The sequence below is a fragment of the Aegicerativicinus sediminis genome, assembly GCF_015476115.1.
GTDB lineage: Bacteria > Bacteroidota > Bacteroidia > Flavobacteriales > Flavobacteriaceae > Aegicerativicinus > Aegicerativicinus sediminis.
The window spans coordinates 2,196,869-2,223,004 of record NZ_CP064295.1 but is presented as its reverse complement, the minus strand read 5'-3'; the positions used below and the strand labels follow the sequence as shown (position 1 = coordinate 2,223,004).

Annotated in this window: 16 protein-coding genes; 7 read left to right on the top strand and 9 right to left on the bottom strand. The window is 36.4% G+C overall.

Annotation, left to right across the window (positions count from 1 at the left end; all coding sequences use genetic code 11):
* The first annotated feature begins 85 nt into the window (after positions 1-85).
* Complete coding sequence (locus ISU00_RS09560; protein ID WP_228850434.1) at positions 86-1,273, top strand: Pycsar system effector family protein; 1,188 nt, start codon at positions 86-88, stop codon at positions 1,271-1,273.
* On the opposite strand, the gene ISU00_RS09555 is transcribed toward ISU00_RS09560, so the two are convergent.
* On the bottom strand, positions 1,270-3,648 hold the full coding sequence (locus tag ISU00_RS09555; RefSeq protein WP_228850433.1) for a GAF domain-containing protein: 2,379 nt from the start codon (positions 3,646-3,648) through the stop codon (positions 1,270-1,272). The genes ISU00_RS09560 and ISU00_RS09555 overlap by 4 nt on opposite strands.
* A gap of 157 nt (positions 3,649-3,805) precedes the next feature.
* Between ISU00_RS09555 and ISU00_RS09550 the strand changes: the two genes are divergently transcribed.
* Positions 3,806-4,216, top strand: coding sequence for a hypothetical protein (locus ISU00_RS09550; protein ID WP_228850432.1), 411 nt, complete (start codon positions 3,806-3,808; stop codon positions 4,214-4,216).
* Between the two features lie 41 nt (positions 4,217-4,257).
* Here the strand turns inward: ISU00_RS09550 and ISU00_RS09545 are convergent, their stop codons facing one another.
* The 7 genes from ISU00_RS09545 to ISU00_RS09515 all read right to left on the bottom strand — a co-directional run bounded on the left by ISU00_RS09545 (position 4,258) and on the right by ISU00_RS09515 (position 15,389).
* Complete coding sequence (locus ISU00_RS09545; RefSeq protein ID WP_228850431.1) at positions 4,258-5,925, bottom strand: alpha-amylase family glycosyl hydrolase; 1,668 nt, start codon at positions 5,923-5,925, stop codon at positions 4,258-4,260.
* 7 nt (positions 5,926-5,932) lie between these two features.
* Positions 5,933-7,825, bottom strand: coding sequence for an alpha-amylase family glycosyl hydrolase (locus ISU00_RS09540; protein WP_394368509.1), 1,893 nt, complete (start codon positions 7,823-7,825; stop codon positions 5,933-5,935).
* A gap of 16 nt (positions 7,826-7,841) precedes the next feature.
* Positions 7,842-9,701 carry a glycoside hydrolase family 13 protein gene (locus tag ISU00_RS09535; RefSeq protein WP_228850429.1) on the bottom strand — a complete coding sequence of 620 codons (1,860 nt, stop codon included), beginning with the start codon at positions 9,699-9,701 and terminating at the stop codon, positions 7,842-7,844.
* Between the two features lie 12 nt (positions 9,702-9,713).
* Positions 9,714-12,008 carry a glycoside hydrolase family 65 protein gene (locus tag ISU00_RS09530; RefSeq protein ID WP_228850428.1) on the bottom strand — a complete coding sequence of 765 codons (2,295 nt, stop codon included), beginning with the start codon at positions 12,006-12,008 and terminating at the stop codon, positions 9,714-9,716.
* 39 nt (positions 12,009-12,047) lie between these two features.
* The gene (gene pgmB, locus ISU00_RS09525; RefSeq protein ID WP_228850427.1) at positions 12,048-12,704 is read right to left on the bottom strand and encodes a beta-phosphoglucomutase; all 657 of its coding nucleotides are present in this window, start codon (positions 12,702-12,704) and stop codon (positions 12,048-12,050) included.
* Positions 12,701-14,224, bottom strand: a complete 1,524-nt coding sequence (locus ISU00_RS09520) for an MFS transporter (protein ID WP_228850426.1) — start codon at positions 14,222-14,224, stop codon at positions 12,701-12,703. Before ISU00_RS09520 ends, pgmB begins: the two co-directional genes overlap by 4 nt.
* Before the next feature lie 124 nt (positions 14,225-14,348).
* A complete protein-coding gene (locus ISU00_RS09515; RefSeq protein WP_228850425.1) occupies positions 14,349-15,389 on the bottom strand; it encodes a LacI family DNA-binding transcriptional regulator in 1,041 nt (346 codons plus the stop codon).
* A gap of 313 nt (positions 15,390-15,702) precedes the next feature.
* Between ISU00_RS09515 and ISU00_RS09510 the strand changes: the two genes are divergently transcribed.
* Genes ISU00_RS09510 through ISU00_RS09490 form a run of 5 tightly spaced genes read left to right on the top strand, consistent with a single transcriptional unit; the run spans position 15,703 to position 25,183 of the window.
* Complete coding sequence (locus ISU00_RS09510) at positions 15,703-18,627, top strand: SusC/RagA family TonB-linked outer membrane protein (protein ID WP_228850424.1); 2,925 nt, start codon at positions 15,703-15,705, stop codon at positions 18,625-18,627.
* A 5-nt stretch (positions 18,628-18,632) separates the two neighbouring features.
* Positions 18,633-20,234, top strand: coding sequence for a RagB/SusD family nutrient uptake outer membrane protein (locus tag ISU00_RS09505; RefSeq protein ID WP_228850423.1), 1,602 nt, complete (start codon positions 18,633-18,635; stop codon positions 20,232-20,234).
* Positions 20,235-20,252: 18 nt separating this feature from the next.
* Positions 20,253-21,302 carry a SusE domain-containing protein gene (locus ISU00_RS09500; protein ID WP_228850422.1) on the top strand — a complete coding sequence of 350 codons (1,050 nt, stop codon included), beginning with the start codon at positions 20,253-20,255 and terminating at the stop codon, positions 21,300-21,302.
* A 51-nt stretch (positions 21,303-21,353) separates the two neighbouring features.
* Positions 21,354-24,479: an alpha-amylase family glycosyl hydrolase gene (locus ISU00_RS09495; protein WP_228850421.1), complete on the top strand. Its 3,126-nt coding sequence runs from the start codon at positions 21,354-21,356 to the stop codon at positions 24,477-24,479.
* The gene (locus ISU00_RS09490; RefSeq protein WP_228850420.1) at positions 24,476-25,183 is read left to right on the top strand and encodes a hypothetical protein; all 708 of its coding nucleotides are present in this window, start codon (positions 24,476-24,478) and stop codon (positions 25,181-25,183) included. Before ISU00_RS09495 ends, ISU00_RS09490 begins: the two co-directional genes overlap by 4 nt.
* A gap of 32 nt (positions 25,184-25,215) precedes the next feature.
* On the opposite strand, the gene ISU00_RS09485 is transcribed toward ISU00_RS09490, so the two are convergent.
* A complete protein-coding gene (locus tag ISU00_RS09485) occupies positions 25,216-26,127 on the bottom strand; it encodes a 3-keto-disaccharide hydrolase (protein WP_228850419.1) in 912 nt (303 codons plus the stop codon).
* Positions 26,128-26,136 lie beyond the last annotated feature (9 nt).

Here is a 26,136-nt window from a genome sequence, read left to right as displayed (position 1 = left end):
ACAAAAACAAAATGTTATGAGTTAGAAATAGTAAATTATTTTTAGGTAATTTGGCGAGTTAACTAACGCTATAATAAAAGGACCTATGTCGACCCTCATTGAGAAAACTGACAAATTTGTATTGGAACTTTTCAAAAATAAACTTCCGAATACATTCATATATCATAATTACACCCACACAAAAAGAGTTTACAAGAGCGCAATGGAAATTGCGGAACATTCAAACCTTTCAGACAAAGAAACTGAAATTATTCAACTTGCCGCCCTATTACACGATACGGGTTATACGGTAACGGTTAAAGGGCATGAAGAGGAAAGCGTTAAGATAGCAACCGAATTCCTCAAATCTGAAAATGTTGACGAAGATGTCATAGAGGAAGTGAACAAATGCATCATGGCCACTGAATTCCAAAATCAGCCAAATTCTAAGTTAGAGGAAATAATAAGGGATGCAGATGCATCGCATTTTGCAAAGGACTATTTTGATGAAGCTTCAGAATTTTTAAGGAAAGAGCTCGAAATACAGGGTATTAAAGAATACACATCTTCTGATTGGGTAGATGAAAATATTCGTGTCCTTTCTAACGTGCACAAATACTATACTCCCTATGCAGTTAGAAATTGGCAGGCGGCAAAAGATGAAAACCTTGCAAGTCTTATCAAGAAAAAGAAGAAGGAGAATAAAAAGTTAAAGAAGGAAAAGTTAAAAGCACAATATAAGGCGGACGCCAAGAATGCGAGTCCAGAAAGAGGCATTCAAACATTCTACAGAGTTGCTCTTCGAAACCACATTAAATTAAGTGATATAGCTGATACAAAAGCCAACATTCTTTTGTCTGTAAACGCAATTATTATTTCACTGGTACTTTCTAATCTTATTTCTAAACTAGATAATCCTACTAACGATTATCTAATTTGGCCAACTATTATTTTTACTATTTTCTGCATTGCCTCAATGATAATGTCTATAATGGCTACAAGACCTAACATTACAAGAGGTGAGTTTACCAAGGAAGATGTAAGGAAAAAAGAGGTGAATCTTACTTTCTTTGGTAATTTCCACAAAATGGAACTAAAGGAATTTCAATGGGCAATCGATGAACTTCTTCAGGACAAAAATTATGTTTATAGCTCGCTTACCAAGGATTTATATTTTTTGGGTAAGGTGCTTGATAGAAAATACCGATTGTTGAGAAACACTTATAACGTGTTCATGATTGGCATAATAGTTTCGGTTATAGCTTTTGCTATAGCTTTTAAATACAGAGGCTAATTCTTCAGTTCATCCATTAAATCTTCGTAGGAGTAATAATCTTTATCCTTTTCTTTGTGATAAAGAACTCCAACGCGAATCGCTTTAAGACCAGTAATACCTTGCAAATCTTCTAATTCTAGGATTTCCACAGTATCATTTAAATAATTTTTAGCCTGCAGAAATTTTATGTATTCCAGATATTCGGTTTCGTCTTCTTTTTGGCTATAGACTATGGCTATTTTACCATTTTGCGTTAAGCGCTCATTGGTTCCCTTTACAAAGGCCTTATCAACCCGTTTTTTAACCACCTGATATCTGGCATTATAAGTCCCATCTACATCAAACTGTTTTTCGTCCATTCTAAAATGGATTGAAAGTGGTTGATTATAAACAAGAATCATTGATGCCACATCTAACTGTAATGGATATTCCTGCTTTCTTCTATAAAATTCATTCTCCATTTCAACCATAACTTGCAACTGCCATAACCTCAAATTATAGAGGTATAGTTTATTAAAACTCTCCTCTCTAGTAATTGCTTCCCCTATGTACATATTATGCTCAACCCCATCCGTTTTAAATCGCTCAAAATAATGTGGGTACATGGCTTGGGCTTCAACTTGTCTACCGTCTAAATAATCCGCCATATGGAAATTAACCTTAGAAACAGTTTCATCATAACTTTTACGATGTACATAAAAAATATTCAAAACAGGATCGATTCTCTGGAAGTAAGAATCAATGTCATCTAAAAAGTCTGGGTATTTTTTCTTCTGAAAAATTAAGATAGGATCAATTTCTTCCTTTAGGAATTTTAAAATTTGCTGTTCAGAATCAACCCTAAATTCTGTTTCTAAATCGCCTAGATGTTTATTGATTAAGTTGAGAATCTGGTTAAAAATGGGCAGTGGTTCTCGTTCATTAAAGTTTAAAATCAATTTTTCAACCATACGCAACTGTAGGCAAAGGTCTTTCTTCGTAGCTGTATTTCGAGCTTCAGAGGAACCTTGGATATCAATTTGACCAAACAAGGGATACACCTGGTCAAATTTGATAGAATCAAATTGCGGGTTTGTTTCATCCAATTTGTTTTGGTGAATAAATTTCCTTGCGGCACTTTTAAACTTCCAATGCACACTTGGGTGAATCGCGGTACACTCTTGTTGAATGATAGCTTCAATTAGATTTGCCTCTTCACGTTTCGCCCTTTGCAAAGCCGAAACAATAAATGGCATAACATCTTCTAGTCTCTGAGCAGTAACACTATTGAGAACTTTTGGAGTTTTAGAAACCAATTCCAATACACCAATTAATTTTTCTTTTTCTGCTATAGGCACAAGTAAGGCACTTTTATATCCTTGGTTATAAAGCACTACACATTGGGGATTTTTTCCCTTCGACTTTTTGTAACATCTATCAACATCGGAAATTGCAACAAGTTGATGGTGATTAACAAGAGACTCATATGAATCATCACACAATGCTTTATGGCAATCTTTACTATCCTCCTTGTTTAAAAGAAAACTATTCATGTAATTACCAAACAACAGTTGAAAAGATTCTTCCTCAGCAATATATTCTGAAAAGCCGACCTCAATATCTGGTATCCCCATTAAGGATTGAAATGTTTTGGTAATTTCCTTAATACCCTCATGGCTTATTTCCTTAAAATCTCCAATAAGATTAGACTTGAAATTAGAGACCGATTGATCTTGGGTAACATCAAACAGATTACTGATAATAAATCCTTTCATGGTATAACTACGAGGAGGAAACTTTTCTCTCCATAAATCGACATCGTGGAAATTATCAATCAATTCCTCAAAATCTTCTTGGGTAATTGGTTGTACACCATCATTAATTATTATATCTGTAAAGTCAGCATTATACATTAATTTATAATGCCTCATAATTCCTCTTTGATCTGGTATTTGATAAAAAAATGGTCTGTTCAACTTTATTTCATAACCATAATAGAACTGCAAAATCATTGTACAGGCCACTATGTACAAATCATCACCAACTATATTTTGAACAGTAAGCACAAAGTCATTTCCAGCATTATTCAATATATTATTAAATCTGGAGCTATATTTAAAATAGTAGTTGCGGTATGGAACCCCAGCAGCCTTAATTTCATTTGTGCCCAGCATATCAGGAAACAAATCCTCTAGGAGAAACTCCAACTGATCTGTCAACTGTTCCAAAAGATCTAGGTCTGATATACCTTCATTTAAATAAGGAAACGACTCCTTTAAACTTAAGAGTTCCTTAGCCCGATTGACTTTAATAGGATTAGGGTCAGTTAACCAAGACTCATAAAACTCAAAAAGTCTGTGGAAGCCAATCTTAAGCAGTACTGGTGAATCGAAAAAATTATTAAGGTCTTTCATCAAAGTGATAGTTGGTTCACAAATATTTCAGCCTTAGTGGCACTTACTTCCTATTCCTTACAATTTTGTAAACTACATTAAACTTTAACAATAATAATAAAGGATTTTAATTTTTAACTACATTTAGATAAACAATCACTAACTAAATCCATAATTCATGTTTTCTAAACCTAACATCATTGCGACAATTGCCACTACGTTGTGGGCATTTTTTGGAGGCTACTTAATCTGGGGAATCATCGGTGATCCCTTATTATCAAATTATGTTTCTGGACCCGATATTATGAGAGAAAATCCTGACTATTTCCATTTACTTGTTGGATGTCTATTAATGGGATTTGCATTTTCTACCATTTACGGGAAATGGGCAAACGGAATTTTCAATCTTGCGAGTGGTGTAAAATTTGGTTTTCTGTTGGCACTGCTTTCTGGCCTAGGAGAAGGCCTGATTGACTATTCTACAACTAATTTAATTTCAATTTCCGGAGCATTATTAAATGCTGTACTTTATTTTGTCTTCTATGTTGCCATGGGAATTATTGCCGCAATGGTTTACAGAAAGTTTTAAACTATAACCAATTAAAAGACTATGGTTAAAACCATAGTCTTTTAATTCTTTTGCTCTAGTAGAACTAATTTTGAAGGGTTGTCAATTTGGATTTTACCGTCATCCACAGTGAATTCATTACCACTATATGAATCACGAATAACGCTGCCATTTTCGAATATATCAGAAACCATAATTAATCCTTCGGATTCAACATCCATGGCAACTACGACTTTATCCTCTCCTCCCTCATATTTATAAACCCGTGAAAATACATATGGTGATTCTGATATCATTTTATGAATACCGCCTCCTACTGAAGGGTGATTATTTCGAAATTGACCTAGCTTTTGGAAATGTTTAAGAACTTGTTTTGTTAAAGTGTCGTTTTCCACATCTTCCCAATTCATAAACGTGCGCAAGTTTGCATCTCCTACAGCACCTTCATATTTCAATGGGCGAGCCGTTTCGTCTCCGTAATAAATCTGCGCAGCTCCGGGGGCCAGTAATAATTTTGTTCCGGTTTCAAAAGGTTTGGTTCTATCAATATCGAATGGCGACCCATCGTCATGCGATGTCATATAACTGAGAACCCCATAATCTTTCAAATCGGAATTTAAAATCTGTGAAAAGACTGAGAATACTTCTTCAGTCGACTTTTGGTCTGCCATCCACCTTAAATCGAAATTAATTAAGGCATCGAATGCATTGTTATAAAAATCCACTTTCTTGTCGCCATAATCAAACTGTTTTCCAGAAGAAATTCCATAGTTATATACCTCACCAACCATATAAAAAGGAGTTTCATCTATTACTTTATCTGGATTGTTCTCTTTCCACATTTCAAAAGATTCATCGCAAACAATTCTAAATTCTTGCCAGACAAAATCTTCGGTGTGCTTCACAGTATCAACGCGATAACCATCAATGCCGTAATCTAAAATATAATCCGCCAACCATTTCATTATGTAGAATCTGGGAGCACGCTGATACTTTGTACGATCGAAAAATGCCTCCAATTCTTCAATTTCTTTTTCGTAGCGACCTTCAGCCTTCCATTTTTCAACCAATTGAGGAGGTAATTCCACTTCTTGATTACTATCCGTTCTAATATCTGGTAGATTAGCTACTAATGTACAGGCCGTTGTACCATCAAAATTTTGAAAGTTGCATACTGGTGAAAGTCGAACCCATTCGTCCGGCCACGCCAAATCTTCCTCAGTAACCGGACCTGTATGATTGATTACAGCATCTAATAACACTCGTATTCCTTTAGAATGTGCAGTCTCTACGAATGTTTTTAAGTCCTGTTCAGTCCCAAAATTTGGATCTAAAGAAGTCCAGTCCTTTGCCCAATAACCATGATATCCATAACTAACTCCTGTACCTTCATCTGTATCACCATGAATCTGCTCAACCACTGGGGTAATCCAAATTGCATTTACTCCCAAATCTGTAAAGTAACCCTCGTTAAGTTTTTCTGTAATTCCTTTGATATCCCCACCCATAAATCCACGAAGAGGTCCTGCTTCTGCATTCCTTCCAAAATTTACATCATTAGATAAGTCACCATTATTAAAACGATCAGTCAATAAAAAATATAGGTTTGCCCCTTCCCAAACAAAAGGGGCAGTCTCTTTTTTAGGCTCTTCAATAACGATAGGTTCTTCCTTGGGATCTTTACAACCAAATAGAACCAAGAAAGTAAAAAAGGCGATAAGTCGTATCATGTGGTAATTATTTCATTTTTAATATGAAGGATTGAAGCGGATCAAGTTTTATATCGACAAAACCAGTTCCATTTTCAACTTTCAAAGTGGGTTTAAACTCATGGTATAATTGATCTTCCAGCTCATAGTTTCCGTCTTCCAATTGCCACTCTTGAATAATAGGTTGTGGAATTTGAAGGTTAAATCCTCTGAAATCTTGGGCACTGAAATTTGAGACAATTAGAAGCTTTTCGTTATTTGACCATCGAACAAAGGAAAATACTTTCTCGTCGTAATAGGTAGTATGTTCTCTATTGAAACTATGAATCTGCTCATAATTCTTCATTAAGGCTTCACTTGTAATAGTGAAATTTAAAAGACGCTTATAAAAATCCCTTAATTCTAATTCTACAGGGGTTGATTGTCCGCCATCAAAATTTTTATTATTCACCCACCTTCTAACCGTCGGGACACTGACGTAATCGAAAATGGACGTACGGGATGGACTTCCAAAACCTCCATTCTCCTGCGCTGGCTCTCCAAATTCCTGACCAAAATAAATCATGGTTGGAGAGGTGCTAATGGTTGCAGATACAACCATTGCAGGTTTTCCTTTTAAAGGATTTCCAGCAAACTCTGGACTCGCAATCCGTTGCTCATCATGATTTTCTAAAAAATGAAGCATATTATGCTCAATATCCGCCAACCATTCTTGAATTCCCGGTAAATAATCGGTTTTTCCATGCCCTTGCATAATGTGTTTAATTGTATCGTACAGCTGAACTTTATCATACAAATAGTCCATTTTACCTTTTCGGATATAATCCCTGTATAAATCTGGATTATAAACTTCCGCCAAAAGAAAGGCATCCGGATTGGCCATTTTAATATGTGAATTCATATAGCTCCAAAATTCAACAGGTACCATTTCTGCCATATCAAATCGGAAGCCATCAACACCTTTCATTGTCCAATAAATGGCAATATCCTTAAACTTCTTCCAGGAATCAGGAACTTTTTTGTCCTTCCAAAATTCGAAATGTTCCTTATGTGTTTTACTGTCGTAGCCTTCTGGGAGCGAATCAAAATCTCTTGCCCCATCTGGCCGAACACCATAGTTTATTTTTACGGTCTCGTACCAATCATTAAAATCTGGTTGTGAGTTCCGACTGCCATTTCCTGTCCATTTAGCTGGAAATTCTTCAAATTTTCCATCGGATAATGTAGTGGGTTCTCCGCCCAACGGTTGATATCCATTTTGGCTATTTGGCACATTAAAGTACTCTCCTGGATTATAGTAGAAATTATTATTTACATTGTAAGTTACGGTTGTATCATCATCGGAACCTAAATCTTGGATCCCATTTGGTTTACTTAAGGAAACGTAACGACGGGCAACATGGTTAGGCACAATATCAATGATTACCTTCATGCCAACTTTATGTGTACGGTCTAATAACTCCTGAAATTCTTCTAATCGTTTTGCCGGATCAACGGCCAAATCTGGATTTACATTATAATAATCTTTTACCGCATAAGGAGATCCTGCCCTGCCTTTAACAACATCTGGATCATCGTTAGAAATTCCATAAGCTGTATAATCTCTTATCACCGCATGATGGGGAACTCCAGTATACCATATATGTGTTACTCCCAAATCTTTAATTTCACTTAAAGCTTTTACGGTAAAATCATCAAATTTACCTACCCCATTTTCCTCTATCGTTCCCCAAGGCTTATTGGTTGGATTGGTATTACCAAAAAGCCTCGTAAAAACTTGGTAAACAACAATTTTGTGCAATTTACTATCAGACTGAATTGTACTCATAGATTCTGAATTTTGGTTGGAAACTACCTCCTTTTTACAGCTGAAAATGACACTCAGCAAGATTAAAGAAAGTAAACAGGCGGATTTAGTCATAAAACAAAATCTGAAATTATTTTGCAGAACTAAAAATATAGATTCCTTTATTAGGCAAAGACAATTGGTTTCGCCACTTTACAGTTTCATTGGTGACGACATTTTGAAGAGTTTGTCCATCTAAATTCAATTCAGAATAAGGTGACAAATCTAAGGTTGATGGATTTTCATTTTTATTGATTATCACAATCACTGTTTCTTTGTCCGTAGCCCTGGTCATAATGTATACTCCATTTATAGGTGCGAAATGAACCGTTTTCCCTTCATGTATAGCCTCACTGTTTAAACGATAATTCAATAGGTTCTTCATGAAGGTTTGCATTTCTTTTTGAGGAGCACTTAAACCCTTTCCTGTGAAGGCATTCTTGGAATCCCCTTCCCAGCCTCCAGGAAAATCAGTGCGTATTAATCCATGATCGCCGGGCTTAGCCGTATTTTGCATCAAAATTTCGGTACCATAATAAACCTGTGGAATTCGCGGCATACACAACATTAACCCCACTGCCATTTTAGTATTTGTAACGTCTTCATGGAGTTGGGTAAAAATGCGATCCATATCATGGTTATCGGGAAAAATTAAAATGGATTGTGGATCAGGGTAATAAAAATCATTAGCCAACCCTTCATAAATATTAACCAATCCAGAGTTCCAGCCTTCTTCCTCATTTAAGGCCCGAACAATAGTATGTTGCATCGGAAAATCCATAGTGGATTTTAAGTTAGATTTATACCCGTCCTTGTTATTTGCTCCTTGTTGCCAATAACCTACAAGTAAAGGATTGGTACTCCACTCTTCACCCACAATATTAAAATTGGGATATTCCCGCATAATGGCACCCGCCCATTCAGCCATGAATTCTTTATATGAATAAGGATAAGTATCTTGCCGTATACCTTCGAGGTGGAGTGTTTCTATCCACCATAAGCTATTTTGGATAATATATTTTGCTAAAAAGGGATTACGTTGATTAAGGTCGGGCATTTCATTTACAAACCACCCCTTACTCATTAACTCCTTATCAAAACCGGAAGCATATGGATCTTGGTTAACCGTTCTTCTATGATTAGAAACTTTCAACCCCTCCTTGTTTAAATATTCACTTTGGTAATTGACCCAATCTTTAAAAGGTAAATCAGACATCCACCAATGTAAACTTCCACAATGATTAGCAACCTGATCCATTATCAACTTCATGCCCTTTCCCTGTAATTTTTGGGCCAATTGTTTGTAATCATCTAGGGTACCAAAACGTGGATCTACTTGGTAGAAATCAGTTATTGCGTAGCCATGGTAAGAAGATCTGGTCATATCGTTCATCAATAATGGGGTTGGCCATACAGAGGTAAAGCCCATGTCATGGATATAATCGATATGATCAATCATACCCTGAATGTCACCACCATGCCTTCCATAATCATTTTTTCTATTGATGGAAGTTTCTCGCAAACCAGAAACTATATCATTGGCTATATCACCATTTGCAAAGCGATCAGGTGTAATAAGATAAATTACGTCAGAACTATTAAAACCGATATATCCTTCAGCTAAACGATCCCTTGATTTTAAGGTATAAGAGTGGGTAATATTCTTCCCGTTTGGTAATTCAAACTCAATATCAAAATTACCAGCAATGGCATCCTCCTTTATTATTAAATCTAGGAATAAATAGTTTGGACTATCTGCCTTATTTACCTTAACAAGCTCTATATGCTTGTTAGATATTTCAACTTCGGCATTTTGAATATTTTCACCTTTAATTAGTAATTGCAAGGAATGATCGCTAAAACCAACCCACCAATTAGGAGGTTCAACACGTTCAATTTGTCCGAAACTAATTAGGCTCATACAAAATATAATAAGGTTAAAATACTTCATGGGGTTCAAAATTTAGGAGGACGGGCTTATTGTAATTTCCTCACCGTTCAATAAAAGGTTCAGAGATTTATTCCCATCTAATTCAAAGGTAGTTTCTTTATGTGTAACCTTTATTTTTAATATTTGTTGTCTAAAATTAATCTTAAAAGAATAGGCCTCCCATTGCTCTGGAATCTTTGGCTCAAAAGATAACTTATCATTTTTCACGCGCATTCCGCCAAAGCCTTCCACTATACTCATCCAAGTACCTGCCATAGAAGTAATATGCAATCCTTCTTCCACCTCTTTATTATAATCATCTAAATCTAAGCGAGAAGTTCTTAAATAGAATGTATAGGCTTGGTCCATTCGATTCAACTTTGCAGCCTGAATGCTATGTACACAAGGGGACAAACTGCTTTCATGAACCGTAAAAGGTTCATAGAAATCGAAATGTCTTTCTAGTTCCTCAGTGGTAAAATGATCCTCGAAGAAATAAAAGCCTTGTAAGGTGTCAGCCTGCTTTATGTATGGCGATCGTAGTATGCGGTCCCATGACCATTTTTGGTTAATTGGGCGCTGATTTTTGTCTAAATCCTTCACGGTAACCAATTCTTTATCCAGGAATCCATCTTGTTGAAGGTAAATATTTAACTCTTCTGAAAATGGTAAATACATATTGTTGGCGACGTCTTTACATTTAGATAATTCTTCGGAAGAGATATTGGTTTTTCCAACGATACGATTATAATCGTCGGAATAGCCATTTTTAACCTTTTCAATATTTTCCAATGCAAATGAAATACACCATTTCGCGATATAATTTGTATAAAAATTATTGTTCACATTATTCTCGTACTCATTAGGACCAGTTACACCAAGAATTACATACTTGTTTTTTTCCTTGGAATAGGTAGCACGTTGCTGCCAAAATCTGGCAATACCAATTAAAACCTCTAAACCTTTTTCAGGTATATAACTGTAGTCTCCAGTAAATCGGAAATAATTATAAATAGCAAAAGCAATTGCCCCATTTCTATGGATTTCTTCAAAAGTAATTTCCCATTCATTATGGCATTCCTCGCCATTCATAGTAACCATTGGATACAAAGCAGCTCCATCCTTAAACCCTAATTTTTCTGCATTTTCAATGGCTTTTTCAAGGTGATTATAACGATAGGTCAATAATTTTCTAGCAACTTCTTGATCTTTTGTAGCCATGTAAAAGGGTATACAGTAAGCCTCGGTATCCCAATAGGTACTTCCTCCATATTTCTCACCGGTAAATCCTTTTGGGCCTATATTTAACTGCGCATCTGTACCTAGATAGGTTTGATTAAGTTGGAAAATATTGAAGCGAATTCCTTGTTGGGCCTTAACATCACCTTCTATCGTAATATCGGCCATGTCCCAAATCTTTTGCCAAGCTTCCTTTTGCTTTTCGAGCAAACCTTCAAAATCAATCTCAGAAACTGTATCTAAGACCTTATTTGCAGCTAAAACCAATTGGTCTTTATCATGGTCTCGATCTACCGTGTATCCCCCATATTTAATCAAACTAGCAGTGCCACCTTTATTGACGTGGGTTTCTTGTGTGAATTCAATATACTTTTCAGTTGAATTAATTTTCAAATCGGTTTTGACCTCAATGTTATTCAAGAATAGTTGAGACAGCATAAATGTGCACACATGAAACTCCGTCTTCATTGTATGAGATCGGATGAAAGCCCTATTAGCTTCATGTTCAACAGAAACGGTCTGCCAAAATTGGTCATCCCAGTTAGAATCCTCATTTGTGATTCCTGCATCCAAGTAAGGCGTAAAGGCTACAAGCGTATCTTGATTGAGTGGGGTAACTTCATACTTAATGGCCCCAACCTCATCATGATCAAGACTTAAAAACCTAGTGGATTGCACTTTAACCTCAGCATCATTTGGAAGAATAGCAACGAAAGATCGCTTTAACCATCCCTCCTTCATATTCAATTCTCTTCTAAAATTGGTTACACTTTTACAGGTTGCCAAATCTAGAGATTCTCCATTAACATGAACTCGAATACCAATCCAACTCGGTGCGTTCAATACCTTCGCAAAATACTCCGGATAACCATTTTTCCACCAGCCAACTCTAGTTTTATCGGGGTAATAAACCCCTCCTATATAACTTCCTTGGAAGGTCTCTCCAGAATAATCCTCTTCAAAATTGGCACGTTGACCCATTGCCCCGTTACCTATGCTATAAATACTTTCCGATGACTTTACCCGGTCTTCTTCAAATCCTTCTTCAAGGATAGACCATGCATTCGGAATGATATAATCTTGATTCATTATGTAATAGTGTGTTTAAACAAGAAATATTTAAAACTTTTAGTCGTTAATTAATTGATTTATAAAATCTGTACTGATCTCAGTAAAATCCTTGAAGACAAAATCAGCATCTTTAAGAACGGTTGCATCACCAATTCCTATAGAACACATATCTATGGCGTTCGCAGCTTGAATGCCAGCCAAGGAATCTTCAAAAACAATACAATTATGAGGTTCCATCCCTATCTCGCGGGCTGCGATTTCAAATACCTCAGGGTCTGGTTTAGCTTTAGAAACCTCATTACCATCCACAATAGCCTCGAATTTGTTGAGCAAATTCACCTTCTCTAAAATCGATTTGGCATTTTTACTTGCAGAACCAAGTGCAACACCCTGATTCTTGCCTAAAATAAAATTGAGAATTTTCGGAACATCTGGTAAGATTTCTTCCTCGTTCATTTCATTAATGTAACCGAGATAATCCTCATTCTTTTTAGACATTAATTCGGCAAATTCCTCTTCCGTTAATGTAACATTACCCCATGCCAATATTTTCTCTAATGACGCCTTTCGACTGACTCCTTTGAGCTGTTCGTTTTGTTCTTCGGAAAAATCTATACCAATAGAATTTGCTAATTTTTTCCATGCCAAAAAATGATATTTGGCGGTATCGACAATAACCCCGTCCAAATCAAAAATAAATCCCTTTTTCTTCATAAAATCTTCTCTTCTACAATATTAATTGTGGCTCCATCATTAACCCTAAGAGTCAACAATCCAGATAATATCATGGCTAATCCACCTAAAATCAAAGCATAAATTGGTTCGCCATCGAATAATTGAGTTACTAAAAATCCAAGAATCGTGGCCGCCATTATTTGTGGTATTACAATAAAAAAGTTAAAGACGCCCATATAATAACCCATTTTTTTGGCTGGTAATGCACCCGCCAACATTGCATAGGGCACAGAAAGGATACTGGCCCAGGCGACTCCAACTCCGATCATCGGAAGAATTAATAAGTCTGGGTTGGAAATGAAATAAACTGAAATAAGCCCAACTCCACCTAAGGATAGCGCTATTAAATGGGTCAATTTTCTACTAGTTGCCTTAGCAAGAACAGGCAACAAAAATGCAACCAATGCCGCAACTCCGTTATAAACAGCAAATAGGATTGTTACCCAATCAGCACCGTCATTGTATAATTGTGAAGTAGTATCTGTACTTCCATAAATATGACTTGTAACTGCTTGGGTTGTATAGATCCACATCGAGAACAAGGCAAACCAAGAAAAAAATTGAACCCAAGCCAACTGCTTCATCGTTTTTGGCATATAGAGCAAGTCGGTCATGATAATAACAAAACCCGTTCTTCCTTTTGCTTTCCTCACAGCAGAGCTGGTAATAAATAAAAGGCCAACAATTAGAAGTCCAACCCCCATTATGTATAGTTCTTTTTCTAAGTCTGCAAAAATTAAAATAGCAGTAATAATGGCTCCAAAAATTGAAAACACCATTCCTGCCCTATTTAGTTTCTTTATACGTATTAAATTTTCTTCCTGAGTAATTACTGGATTAAATTCTTCATCATTCTTATGAAAACTTTCTAATTCTTCAGGGCTATACTCCTTAGATTTAAAAACCGTCCACAATACCGCGGTAAGAAAAACGAAGGCCCCAACATAAAAGGACCACTTAACGGATTCTGGAATTACACCTTCCGGTGCCGTATTACTTAGCCCGAGCCAATTTGTAAATACATAAGGCATCATTGACCCGACCACAGCACCTATACCAATGAAAAAACTTTGCATGGCAAATCCTTGGGTACGTTGTTCATCAGGAAGATTATCACCAACAAATGCCCTGAATGGTTCCATTGAAATATTAATTGAGGCATCCATAATCCATAGCATGCCAGCAGCCACCCAAAGTGTAGGGGAATTTGGCATTATGCAAAGGGCAATTGAAGACAGCAATGCACCGATTAGAAAATAAGGTCTTCGTCGACCGAGACGAGTCCAGGTACGATCACTAAAATATCCAATTATTGGCTGTATCACCAAACCTGTAACAGGCGCAGCAATCCATAAAATTGGTATTTCATCAACTTCGGCCCCTAAGGTCTCGAATATCCTGGAAGTATTTGCATTTTGGAGGGCAAAACCGAACTGGATTCCTAAAAACCCGAAACTCATGTTCCAGATTTCCCAAAATCCTAAGGCGCGCTTTTTCATTATAGTACGAATTTATTAATACTACTTTGATAAGCGAAAACTTATCAAAACTTATGTTAGAAGTGAATTTATAAGTTTTGAACAGCCGTAAAGATAATAAAGTTTTTTATTTGGTAACCATGAATTATTTTGTTGAGTCGCGCTCAATTAATTCAGTCTCAATAATCATGGTCTCATAACTTTCATCTTCATCATCTTTTTCAAGCTTGTTAATTAGTAATTCTGCCGCCTTCTCCCCCATTGTTTGCCCATGCTGTTTAACGGTAGTTAAAGATGGTGTGGCATGCCTAGACAAAACACCATCCGTATAGGAAATCACTTGAATGTCATCTGGAACCCTTCTACCTAATTTCTTAGCTATTTTTATGACGGTAAGTGCATATATTTCATTAACGCCAAGAATTCCATCAATATCTTCCCTATCCTTTAGGAATTCTTCAACCTGATCCTCTAGATGGTTCAATTGGGCTTCATCATTTACATAATCACTTAATTTCAGAATGTTTTCGTCCTTTACCTCTATACCTCTTAAGTTAAGGGCCTCAATATATCCATCCGTGCGAAGTTTTCCTACATTTATATAATCTTTGGTTGTAACAATTGCAATGTTTTTACAACCGTTGTCTATTAACTTCAAAACAGCGGTACGCGCACTTCGCTTATCATCAATAATTACTTTATCGCATGGAATCTGTGGGATCACCCTATCGAACATTACAATAGGCATACCCTGATTAATTGTTTCAATAAAATGATGGTAATCTTCTTTCATCATTGTATCCTTAGCAACAGACAGAATAAACCCATCAATACTGCCATTTGCCAACATTTGCATATTCAATACCTCTTTATCAAAAGATTCATTAGAGAGCCCAACAATAACATTATAGCCTTTTTGATTTGCAATTTTCTCAATGCCACTTATAACATTACTGAAGAAATAATGAACTATTTCTGGTATGATAACACCTATAGTTTTGGTTTTGCTGTTTTTAAGACTTAGGGCAATATTATTAGGTCGGTAATTATATAATTTCGCAAATGCCTGAACCTTTTCTCGAGTATCCTCACCAATCTCCAAACTATTCCTTAAAGCCTTAGAAACTGTGGATATTGAGACATCTAATTCTTTAGCAATTTGTTTTAATGTAATTTTCTGTTTCATTAGGGATTTATGGGCATAATAAAGTGGTAAGATACGACAACAAACACATTTTTTAAAAACAATTTGGAAAATGAACAAAATCCTCTTATGTTTATCAAATCGTTAATTAAATACGCCCTTTTTGAAATTATCTCAAATTTCATCTCAAGAAAGTATCGAGAATTGTTAAATTCAAAAAGTTTTCAACACTAAAACGTTTTCGTAGCGTTCGTGTAATCGCTGTAACATTCTAGCTCACCTTTTTTACATAGTTTTAACATTAGAAGTGAATTTATAAGAATAACTAACTAAGGTTTTAACTTAAAAATAATGTATGAAAACATTTTTATCTAGTCTGCTCCTAATGGTGCTGCCGGCTATGATATTTGCTCAAACAACTGTTAGTGGTGTTGTAACAGAAACGTCTACAGGACTACCACTTCCAGGAGTAAATGTATTAGTAAAAGGCACATCCACGGGAACAGCTACAGACTTTGATGGCAATTACCAAATTACTGTCCGAGATGGAGAGGTTTTGGTTTTTAGCTATATTGGGTACATAACCCAAGAAATTCCCTTTACCGGGCAACAAACAATCAACGTGTCGCTCGACGAAGATGCGGCTCAGTTAGATGAAGTTGTGGTTATTGGTTATGGTACTGTCACGAAAAAAGACGCTACAGGTTCTGTAACAGCAATAAAGCCAGAAGACTTCAATCAAGGTGCAAATGTTGCTGCTGATCAATTAATTCAAGGTAAAGTTGCTGGAATACAGGTTATTAATGGTGGTGGATCACCAGGTGAAGGAGCACAAATTAGAATTAGGAGTGGTTCATCTTTAAATGCTAATAACGACCCTCTCTATGTAATTGACGGCGTTCCTGCGGACTCAGGTGGAATTACCGGAGGTAGAAACCCTCTGGCTACGATAAATCCGAATGATATTGAATCTATAAATATTCTTAAAGATGCTTCCGCTACTGCAATTTATGGTGTAAGGGCGTCTAACGGTGTTGTAATTATTACTACAAAGAGAGGTAAAGTGGGAGAATTGAAATGGAACTATAATTCCAAATTTTCATATTCTAAAATAGATGAAAAGGTTGACGCTTTATCAGTACCAGATTTCATTGATTATGTTAATGCCAATGGTAATGCCAACCAAATCAATTTAATTGGAGATTCAAATACAAACTGGCAAGACCTGGTTTACCAAGAGGCTTTAGGAACTGAACATAACTTATCCGCTTCCGGAGGATTTGACTTCCTTAATTATAGAGTTTCTATGGGTTATGCTGATTATGATGGTATTTTGAAAAAAGATAACTTTCAAAGAACAACGCTTTCTACTGCTCTTACATTCAGGTTCTTTGATGACCATCTTAAAATAGATGCAAATAATAACACATCTGTAATTGAAAGTAATTATAGTAATAGGGGAGCAATCGGAGCTGCTATTACCTTTGATCCTACCCAACCAGTTTATATGGATGATCAGACTTATGGCGGATATTTCAGATGGACAAACGCTAACGGAAGACTGAATACTTTAGCGGGCGCTAATCCTTTGGCTCTAATTGAACAAACCACAAACAAGGGTAGAGCATTTAGAAGTATCGGAAACGTTCAGTTGGAATACAAACTTCATGTTCTTCCAGAACTAAAAGGTGTTCTTAACTTGGGATATGATATGTTAACGGGGAGATCCTACGGAGGTACCGATGCAGCTTTCAATAATTTAGACAGCGAAGGAAATCAAGAGGCTACTCAATATAATAATATTGAAAATAAGGAGAACAAGGTATTAGACGCCTATATAAATTATAACAATTACTTCGAATCAATTAAAACTCAAATCGACTTTACTGCGGGTTATAACTATCAAGATTTCAGATACCCAACAAGATTTTTAACGACTGATCAAACTGGTCAGACCATTGAAGTTACTAATGAAACCCGTTTAAATTTACAATCGTTCTTCGGTAGACTTAATCTTACTCATAATGACAAGTATCTCTTAACTCTTTCCATAAGACGAGATGGAACATCTAGATTTATAAAGGATAACAGATGGGGTAACTTCCCAGCTGCCGCTCTTGGTTGGAAAATTAGCGAAGAAGAATTCCTGAAAGGTACTGATGTAGTAAGCGACCTAAAACTTAGGTTAAGCTGGGGTATAACTGGACAACAGGCAGTTGGGGATCTCTATCCTTCCTTGCCTTTATACCAAACAGGGACTAATAATGCAGCTTATCAATTAGGCAATAGTTTTGTAAACACTATTAGACCTCAACCCTACAATTCTAATTTACTTTGGGAAGAAACAGAAACATTCAACATCGGTTTAGATTTCGGATTTTTCGATGGGTTAATTACCGGAACTGTAGATGCATATGAAAGAACAACAACAGACCTTTTAGTTTTTACAAATAACCCACAAGGTGTTGGCTTCTCAAATGCGGATGACTACAACATAGGAACATTGGAAAACAAGGGTATTGAAATTGCTGGTGATATTTTTCCTGTTAGAACCGAAGATTGGAATTGGAGAATTGGAGGAAACATCACCTTCCAAGAATCAAAAATTACCAAATTAACCCTAATAACCGACCCAGGGTATCAAGGGATTGATGTTGGTGGAATTGGAGGGGGTACCGGAAATACCATACAGAACCATCAGGTTGGCTATGCCCCATATTCCTTCTTTGTTTGGGAACAGGCTTATGACGCAAGCGGCAATCCAATAGAAGGAGTCTATGTTGATAGAAATCAAGACGGTATAGTTAATGCTGACGATAAATACAGATTTAGAAAACCTGCTTCAGATATTTATTATGGCTTTAACACCGACTTATCCTATAAAAATTGGTTTTTCAATATGTCTTGGAGAGGCTCTTGGGGTAACTACAACTATAATAATGTTGACTCTGGAAATGGATTTGGAAATCAAATATTAACCTTTGACACCTATTTAAATAATGCTGTTGGTGACCTATTAAATTCAAATTTCAGGACCGCACAATACCAATCTGATTATTATATTCAGGATGCAGCATATCTCAAATTAGATAATGCTACTATCGGGTATACATTTAAAGAATTATTTAACGAGAATAGTTCATTGACAATTACAGCAACTGGCCAAAACCTGTTAATAATTTCCGATTATGAAGGTATTGATCCAGAAACATATGGTATAGATAATAATCTATACCCAAGACCGAGAACCTATTTATTAGGCTTAAATTTTAATTTCTAGGAGCTATGAAAAGAAAAATAAATATTTACACAAATTTTATCCTGTTAATAACATTTTTGTTTATTGCAGGATGTACAGATGATTTAGACCAATCAGATCCTAATAGTGAAACTTTATTATCAGCAGAGGAAGTTTATAGCAACCCAGATTCTTATATTCAACTAGTTGCCAAATTGTATGCAGGCTTAGCCACAACTGGTCAATCGGGGCCAGCAGGTAACCCTGATATCACAGGTATAGATGAAGGTGAAAGCCAATATATAAGAGGTTATTGGGTAATGCAAGAATTAACTACGGATGAGGCCGTTATTTCTTGGAATGATAAAACCATAAAGGATTTTCATTACCATACTTGGACTGCCGGGGATGCTTTTATAAATGCCACTTTCAACCGTTTAGATTTTCAGGTAAAAAACTGCAATGAGTTTTTGAGACAAACAACTGATGAAAAGCTAGACTCAAGAGGAATTAGTGGAAGTGTTAGGGAGGAAATTGCAACCTATCGAGCTGAAGCAAGATTTTTGAGAGCTCTAAGCTACTGGCACTTTTTAGATCTATACGGATCTGTCGGACTAGTGAAGGAAGATTCACCCACGGATTTTTTCCTCCCAGAACAAGCCTCTTCAGAAGAATTGTTTACATATGTTAAAGAAGAGTTATTAGATCTTGTTAATGCTCTTCCAGCAATGGGACAAAATGATTATCCTCGGGCGGACCAAGGAGCTGCAAATATGTTATTGGCAAAATTGTATATGAATGCAGAAGCCTATATTGGAGAAAAGAGATTTGCTGAAGCTCTTCCATACATTCAAAATATATTGAATGGTCCTTATAGTTTACATGACAGTTATGAAGAACTTTTCTTAGCTGATAACGACTCAAATGGAGCACAGAATGAGTTTATATTTGCTGTGGCTTATGATGGTTTGTTTACTCAGACATATGGAGGCACGACATTTTTAACACATGCTCCTGTTGGAGGAGAAATGAATCCTGATGATTTTGGTATTGATGGAGGTTGGGCTGGTTTGAGAACTACTTCAGCCTTAGTGAACAAATTCCAAATGGGTGACGACCAAAGAGAACAATTCTTCACTCAAGGTCAAAATCTAGAAATTGAGGACATAGGTTCATTTACGGATGGATATGCCATTGCAAAATGGAAAAACATCGATTCTCAAGGAGAATGGGGTTCTAATGGAACTGGGGCTTTTGCTGATACAGATTTCCCAATGTTTAGATTGGCTGATGCCTATCTTATGTATGCAGAAATCGTAGCAAGAGAAGAAGGCGGTTCAGAATCTGCCGCTTTAGGATACGTAAATGCCCTAAGGGAAAGAGCCTTCGGTGACTCAGCCCACAATATTTCAACTAACGACCTTACTGAAGATTTTATTCTTGATGAAAGGGCACGTGAACTTCATTGGGAAGCACACCGCAGAACCGACTTAATTAGATTTAAAAAATTCACGGGAAGTGCTTATTTATGGCCATGGAAAGGTAGAGTACCTAATGGAGCTCCAACCGAATCTTATAGAAATATATTTCCTATACCATCTAATTCATTGGCTGCAAATCCCAACTTAACTCAGAACCCTGGTTATTAATTAAAAAATTGATTTAAAATGAAAAAAATATTCACCTTATTATTAACTCTACTAATCATTACATCGTGTAATACGGATGATGTAGAAGACAGACCTATTATTGAAGCGAGTGGAAACCCAGTTGTTGTGGCCCCTGAAACCGGTGCCTCCTATGAATTAGACTTCAACAAACCCACTGCCCTTGTTGACCGATTTGTTTGGGAACCTGCAGACTTTAATGGGGATGTGGCCATCACGTATACCGTTGAAGTTGATAACGTTGGAAATAATTTTGCAGACCCTCAAGTTTTAGGCTCTACAATTGGAGGAAACCAAATTTCATTCACCGTAAGTGATTTGAATAATCTTGTATTGGCTCTTGGAGCTACACCTTTTTCTAACTATCAAGTTGAGGCAAGAGTAAAAGCTTCAGTTAGTGATTCTTTTGAGCCACAATATTCTGAAACGATTGTTTTAAATGTTACTCCTTACACTACGGAGGCTCCGAAAATAGCTGTTCCTGGAAATCATCAAGGATGGGCCCCATCCTCGGCACCTAGATTAGCAGCATCAGGATTCGGAGAAACTGATTATGAAGGATATGTTTGGTTAGATGGTGGCCACAAATTTGTTGGACCTGATGCAAATGGAAATTTTGACTGGGGTAATACTGATTGGGGTGATGATGGAACCTTTACTGGAAAATTAGCTGAGGAAGGCGAATCAGATTGTACTGCAACCGCCGGATACTATTTGATTAAAGTAGACACAGAAGCACTTACCTATTCTGAAACAGAATATAGTGAATGGGGATTAATTGGTGATGCTACACCTACAGGTTGGGACTCAGATACAGATATGGTTTATGATTCGGCTTCAGGAACATGGTCAGTAGATATCTATTTAACTGCAAATAAAATTAAGTTTAGAGCCAATAATAATTGGGATTGGAATTACGGTGATGACGGCGGAGATGGTTTGCTAGAACCATCAGGTGCAGATATAGTAGTTCCCGCGGAAGGAAGTTATAAAGTTGTATTAGACTTAAGTAACCCTAGAGAATACACCTATTCTTTAACGTTAAACTAATTTTTCTAATATAAAGCCATAGTAAATACTATGGCTTTTTTGTTTCCTCTCATGAAAAAATTGCTACTATTATTGTTGGCAATCCCCATTTTTGGGTATGCCCAACAACAAACTGTTTCATATTCAATAAGTCCCGAAACTTTTAACGAAGATGAATCAATAACTCTAACATTTGACGGCTCTACAATTAATGAAAGCACTTGGTCTGTAACAAACAATGCTCTTTACTTATGGGCCTGGTCCTATGATGAAAATGACATAAATTCTATAGACTGTCCAACCAATGGCAGTTGGACAAATTCTAATGAAGCCAACAAATTAACATACAATTCTGGGAATGACACCTATTCTATATCGTTCGTCCCAACAACCTTTTATAATAGAACAGGCATTGGAAAAATTGGCTTTCTGGTAAAAGCCAAAGATGGTACTGGCGAAAAGAAAAGTCAGGATATGGATGCTGAAGTTGGTGAAAATAACGGTCCGCCTGTTTCAATTCCTGAAGCAGCTGTTCCAGCCGGACTTAAGGATGGACTAAACATTAACCCAAACGATAACACCAAAGTAACATTAGTGCTTTATGCTCCAGAAAAGAGCTATGTGCATATCATAGGTAATTTCAACGATTGGCAAAGGGACGATGATAACTATTTACTTTTTAAGGATCCTTCAACAGATAGGTTTTGGATTGAATTGACAAATTTAACACCCCAATCCAATATTTTATACCAGTATTTAGTTGACGGTTCTATAAGAGTTGCCGATCCTTATTCAACTTTGATTTTAGATGAAAATGATGATCCCTATATAGATGAAACTACTTTTCCTAATCTACCAGACTACCCAACAGGAAAAACCGAACATCCTGTTACATGGTTCCGACTTGGAGATACTCCTTACAATTGGGAAGTAACAAATTTCCAACCTCCTGCCAAAACGGATTTGGTCATCTATGAATTACTGGTTCGAGATTTTGATGATTTACATAGTTTCGATGCTGTCAAGGCTAGATTAGATTATTTGGAAGGATTAGGAATAAATGCTATTGAACTGATGCCTGTAAATGAATTTGCTGGTAATCTAAGTTGGGGATATAACCCCAATTTTCATATGGCTTTGGATAAATTCTACGGTTCACCAAATTCATTTAAGCAACTTATAGATGAATGCCATAAAAGAGGAATTGCGGTTATAATTGACGTAGTTTATAACCACGCCGATGGGCAAAATCCATTCTACCGTATGTGGTCTAGTAATAATCCTTTCTTCAATCCTACCGCTACTCATTCATATAGCGTATTTAATGACTTTAACCACAGCAAACAAGCCACTAGAGATTATGTTAAGCGCACTTCTCAATATTGGATAGATGAATTTAAAGTTGACGGATTTAGATGGGATTTAACGAAAGGTTTTACCCAAAATTGTACACCTAGTGATGAAAATTGCACAGGTTCTTATCAACAAGACCGCGTAGATGTATTAAAATTATATGCAGATTACCAATGGGAGGTTGACGATGATTTTATTGTAATTTTTGAACATCTAGGAGGAATTACTGAAGAAAAGGAATGGGCCAATTACAGAGCTAGTGAGGGTAAGGGCATATTGTTATGGAACATCTTAAATTACCAGTATACCCAAGCAATGGAAGGTCGTAACAGCAATTCTAACTTTTCTAATGTTTCCTATAAGGTTAAGGGATTTGATGAACCATCGGCAATTTCATATATGGAAAGTCACGATGAACAACGTCTTATGTATAATAGTTTAAATTTTGGCTTATCAAATTCTTCTTATAACATCAAAGATCTAAATACCGCTTTGTCTCGCATGGAAACTGCAGGGGCATTTTTATTCACTGTACCCGGTCCTAAAATGATATGGCAATTTGGGGAATTAGGTTATGATTTTAGTATAAACTATTGTCCTGATGGTTCAATAAATAATGATTGCAGAACAGGTGAAAAACCAAGTGCATGGGAAGAAGGTTATAATAATGTCCCCGAGCGTAAAGCTATATATGACACTTGGGCAGACCTAATTAAGTTGAAACTTAACGAACCTATTTTCAAGACTACAAATTTTACAATTGAAGCAGGATCTAGTACGGGACTTAAATCTATCCATCTAACATTAGATAGCGCTACCGGAGATCAAATAAAGCATGTTACTATCATTGGTAATTTTGGTATTACTGAGCAAGCTATCGATCCAAAATTCCAAGAGACAGGTGATTGGTTCGAGTTTTTAAAAGGTAATCTAAAAACAACCGTTTCTAATGTCAATGCTAGCATTACATTGGCTCCAGGGGAATTTAGAATTTATGGCAATGAGAAATCCTCTCTATTCCCAGACAACAATATCCCTGATGCAGACGGCGATGGAGTGGCAGACGATGACGATCTTTGCCCTAACACACCAACAGGTACAGTTGTGGATATTAATGGCTGTGAAACCTTCACACTTTCTGCAGATAATTTCGAATTGTCTATCAGTAGCGAAACTTGTAGAAATAGTGATAATGGAACCATTAATATTTCTGCCAAAGAGGATTTGAATTATGAAGCAACTATTACAGGAAATGGGTTGAACAATTCAGCTGCGTTCTCAACTAATCACACATTCAATAATTTAAAGGCAGGCGCTTATGAAGTTTGTATTACTGTGGAAAATGAGACTGGTTATGAAATTTGTTTCGATGCAGTAGTAACTGAGCCTGAGGATTTAGCTGTGTTATCAACATATTTTGAAGATGATAAGAATGTGGTTTTAAATTTAAGCGGTAGCTCGAGTTATTCGATAGTAATTAACGGAACCCAGATGCAGACTACGGATTCAGAAATCATAATTCCTCTAAGTAATGGGTTAAATACCATCTCTGTTGAAGGAGACAAAATTTGCCAGGGTATCTATGAAGAACAGATATTTGTAGGTGAGGATGTATTGGCTTTCCCAAATCCTGCCCAAAATAATTTGAATATTTATACCGGTATCACATCTGGCCCAGTGAATCTGAAAATATTTTCGGTTACTGGTAAATTGGTATTGAGTGAAGAATTAGAACTAACCAACGGAAAAACCCAAATTGATGTCTCCGGAATATCAAAGGGGCTTTATCTTCTTCAATTAAGCAGTAAGGAAATTAGTAAAACGTTAAAAATCGTGAAGAAATGAAAAGGCTATTAAAACATACATTGTTCCTCGCATGCTCAATGGTCGTATTGTTTAATTGTAGTGGCGGTGATGGCGGAGGTTCAGAAGGGGATCAAGACAATCCACCTTCTGCAGCAACTCTTCAATTTCCGGAGCAAAATTCTGAATGCACGGACGGAACAAACATAACAGACACTAAAAGTACCATTTCGTTTGACTGGTCTGATGCCCAAAATGCAACATCCTATCAATTGGTACTAAAAAACCTTGCGACACAATCAACGTCTACACACAATGCCAATGAATCGAATTTGGCCTTAGAGATTGATAGAGGGACTCCATTTTCTTGGTACATAGTTTCCAGAAATTCAGGCACTCAAACAGCGCAAAGTTCCACTTGGAAATTTTACAACGCGGGTGATCCTGAAACTTCATATGCACCTTTTCCAGCTGATTTGGTTTCTCCTGAAATGGGTGTTGGACTGCCAAACACAACAACCACAGTTACCTTACAATGGTCTGGTAGTGACGTGGACAATGATATCGAAGGATATGAGGTACTTTTTGGAACGTCGAATCAACCCACAAATAGTTTGGGGAATACAACCTCTACAACCAAAGATGTTACCGTTAATACAGGCAATGATTATTATTGGAAAATAATTACAACCGATGCTGAAGGCAATTCATCAACATCTGAGATTTTTCAATTTAAAGTGAAATAAACTTAAAAGGCTTCTCTTACGAGAAGCCTTTTTTAATAAATACATTTACTATTGTCTGATTTAACGTAATAGGATTTGTAATTTTTCGCCTTTTTATCGGTACAACCACATAAATCGAGAACTTCCACATTTTTTATTTCAGTGGGGTGGCTTTCTGCCTGAAAAGCAATATATCCTTTGGCTAAAGATTCACCTTCCCTATCAACCCAAGACTCAGGATTATTGACCCCAAAATTTTTCCAATGATTTAATAATTCCTCCTTAGTACCTCCATTTCCTATTCGAAGATTGGTGTATTGCATAACTGTGTCACCTTCGACTATATGTATCACTTTCTCATCGCCATAAACCAATGCTTCCGCATTAACCCATTGGTCACCAGCAAATGTTTTGGAGCTACTATTAATACAGTGATCAACGAACAATTCCCCATCAATATCAACAATGGTACCAGGCGTGCATAAATTAGCTGTTGCGCGTTCATCGACTCCATTACCACCAAGAAATTGGTATTCAATAGAAACTGGAAAATCTTGATCTAATCCAAGTGTACTAGGATCTTGACAATGGAGCATGATACCATTATTTCTGAGTGCCCAAGCCGGACCATTAGTAACCTGATCTCCTACAAACCGATATTGAAACTTCACTTTGTAATATGAAAACGGGGTTTTATAATAAATGTGGCCAAATTCTTCATTGAAATTCTCATACTCGTCATAATTAACGGATAAGACACCTTCTTCCATTTTAAAGGTATTCTTATAATTATGGCCAAGAGGATAGCCCGAAAATTTTATGTCCCAATGAGAAAAATCGGCACTATCCAAAATTGAAACCCAATCTTCAGTTTCTACCATAGGAGAACTAGTCTCCATTTTTTGAGATTCGTTCTTACATCCTATTATGAGGAACAGGGCCAATAAAAAAAGTATATATTTCATGATGTGATA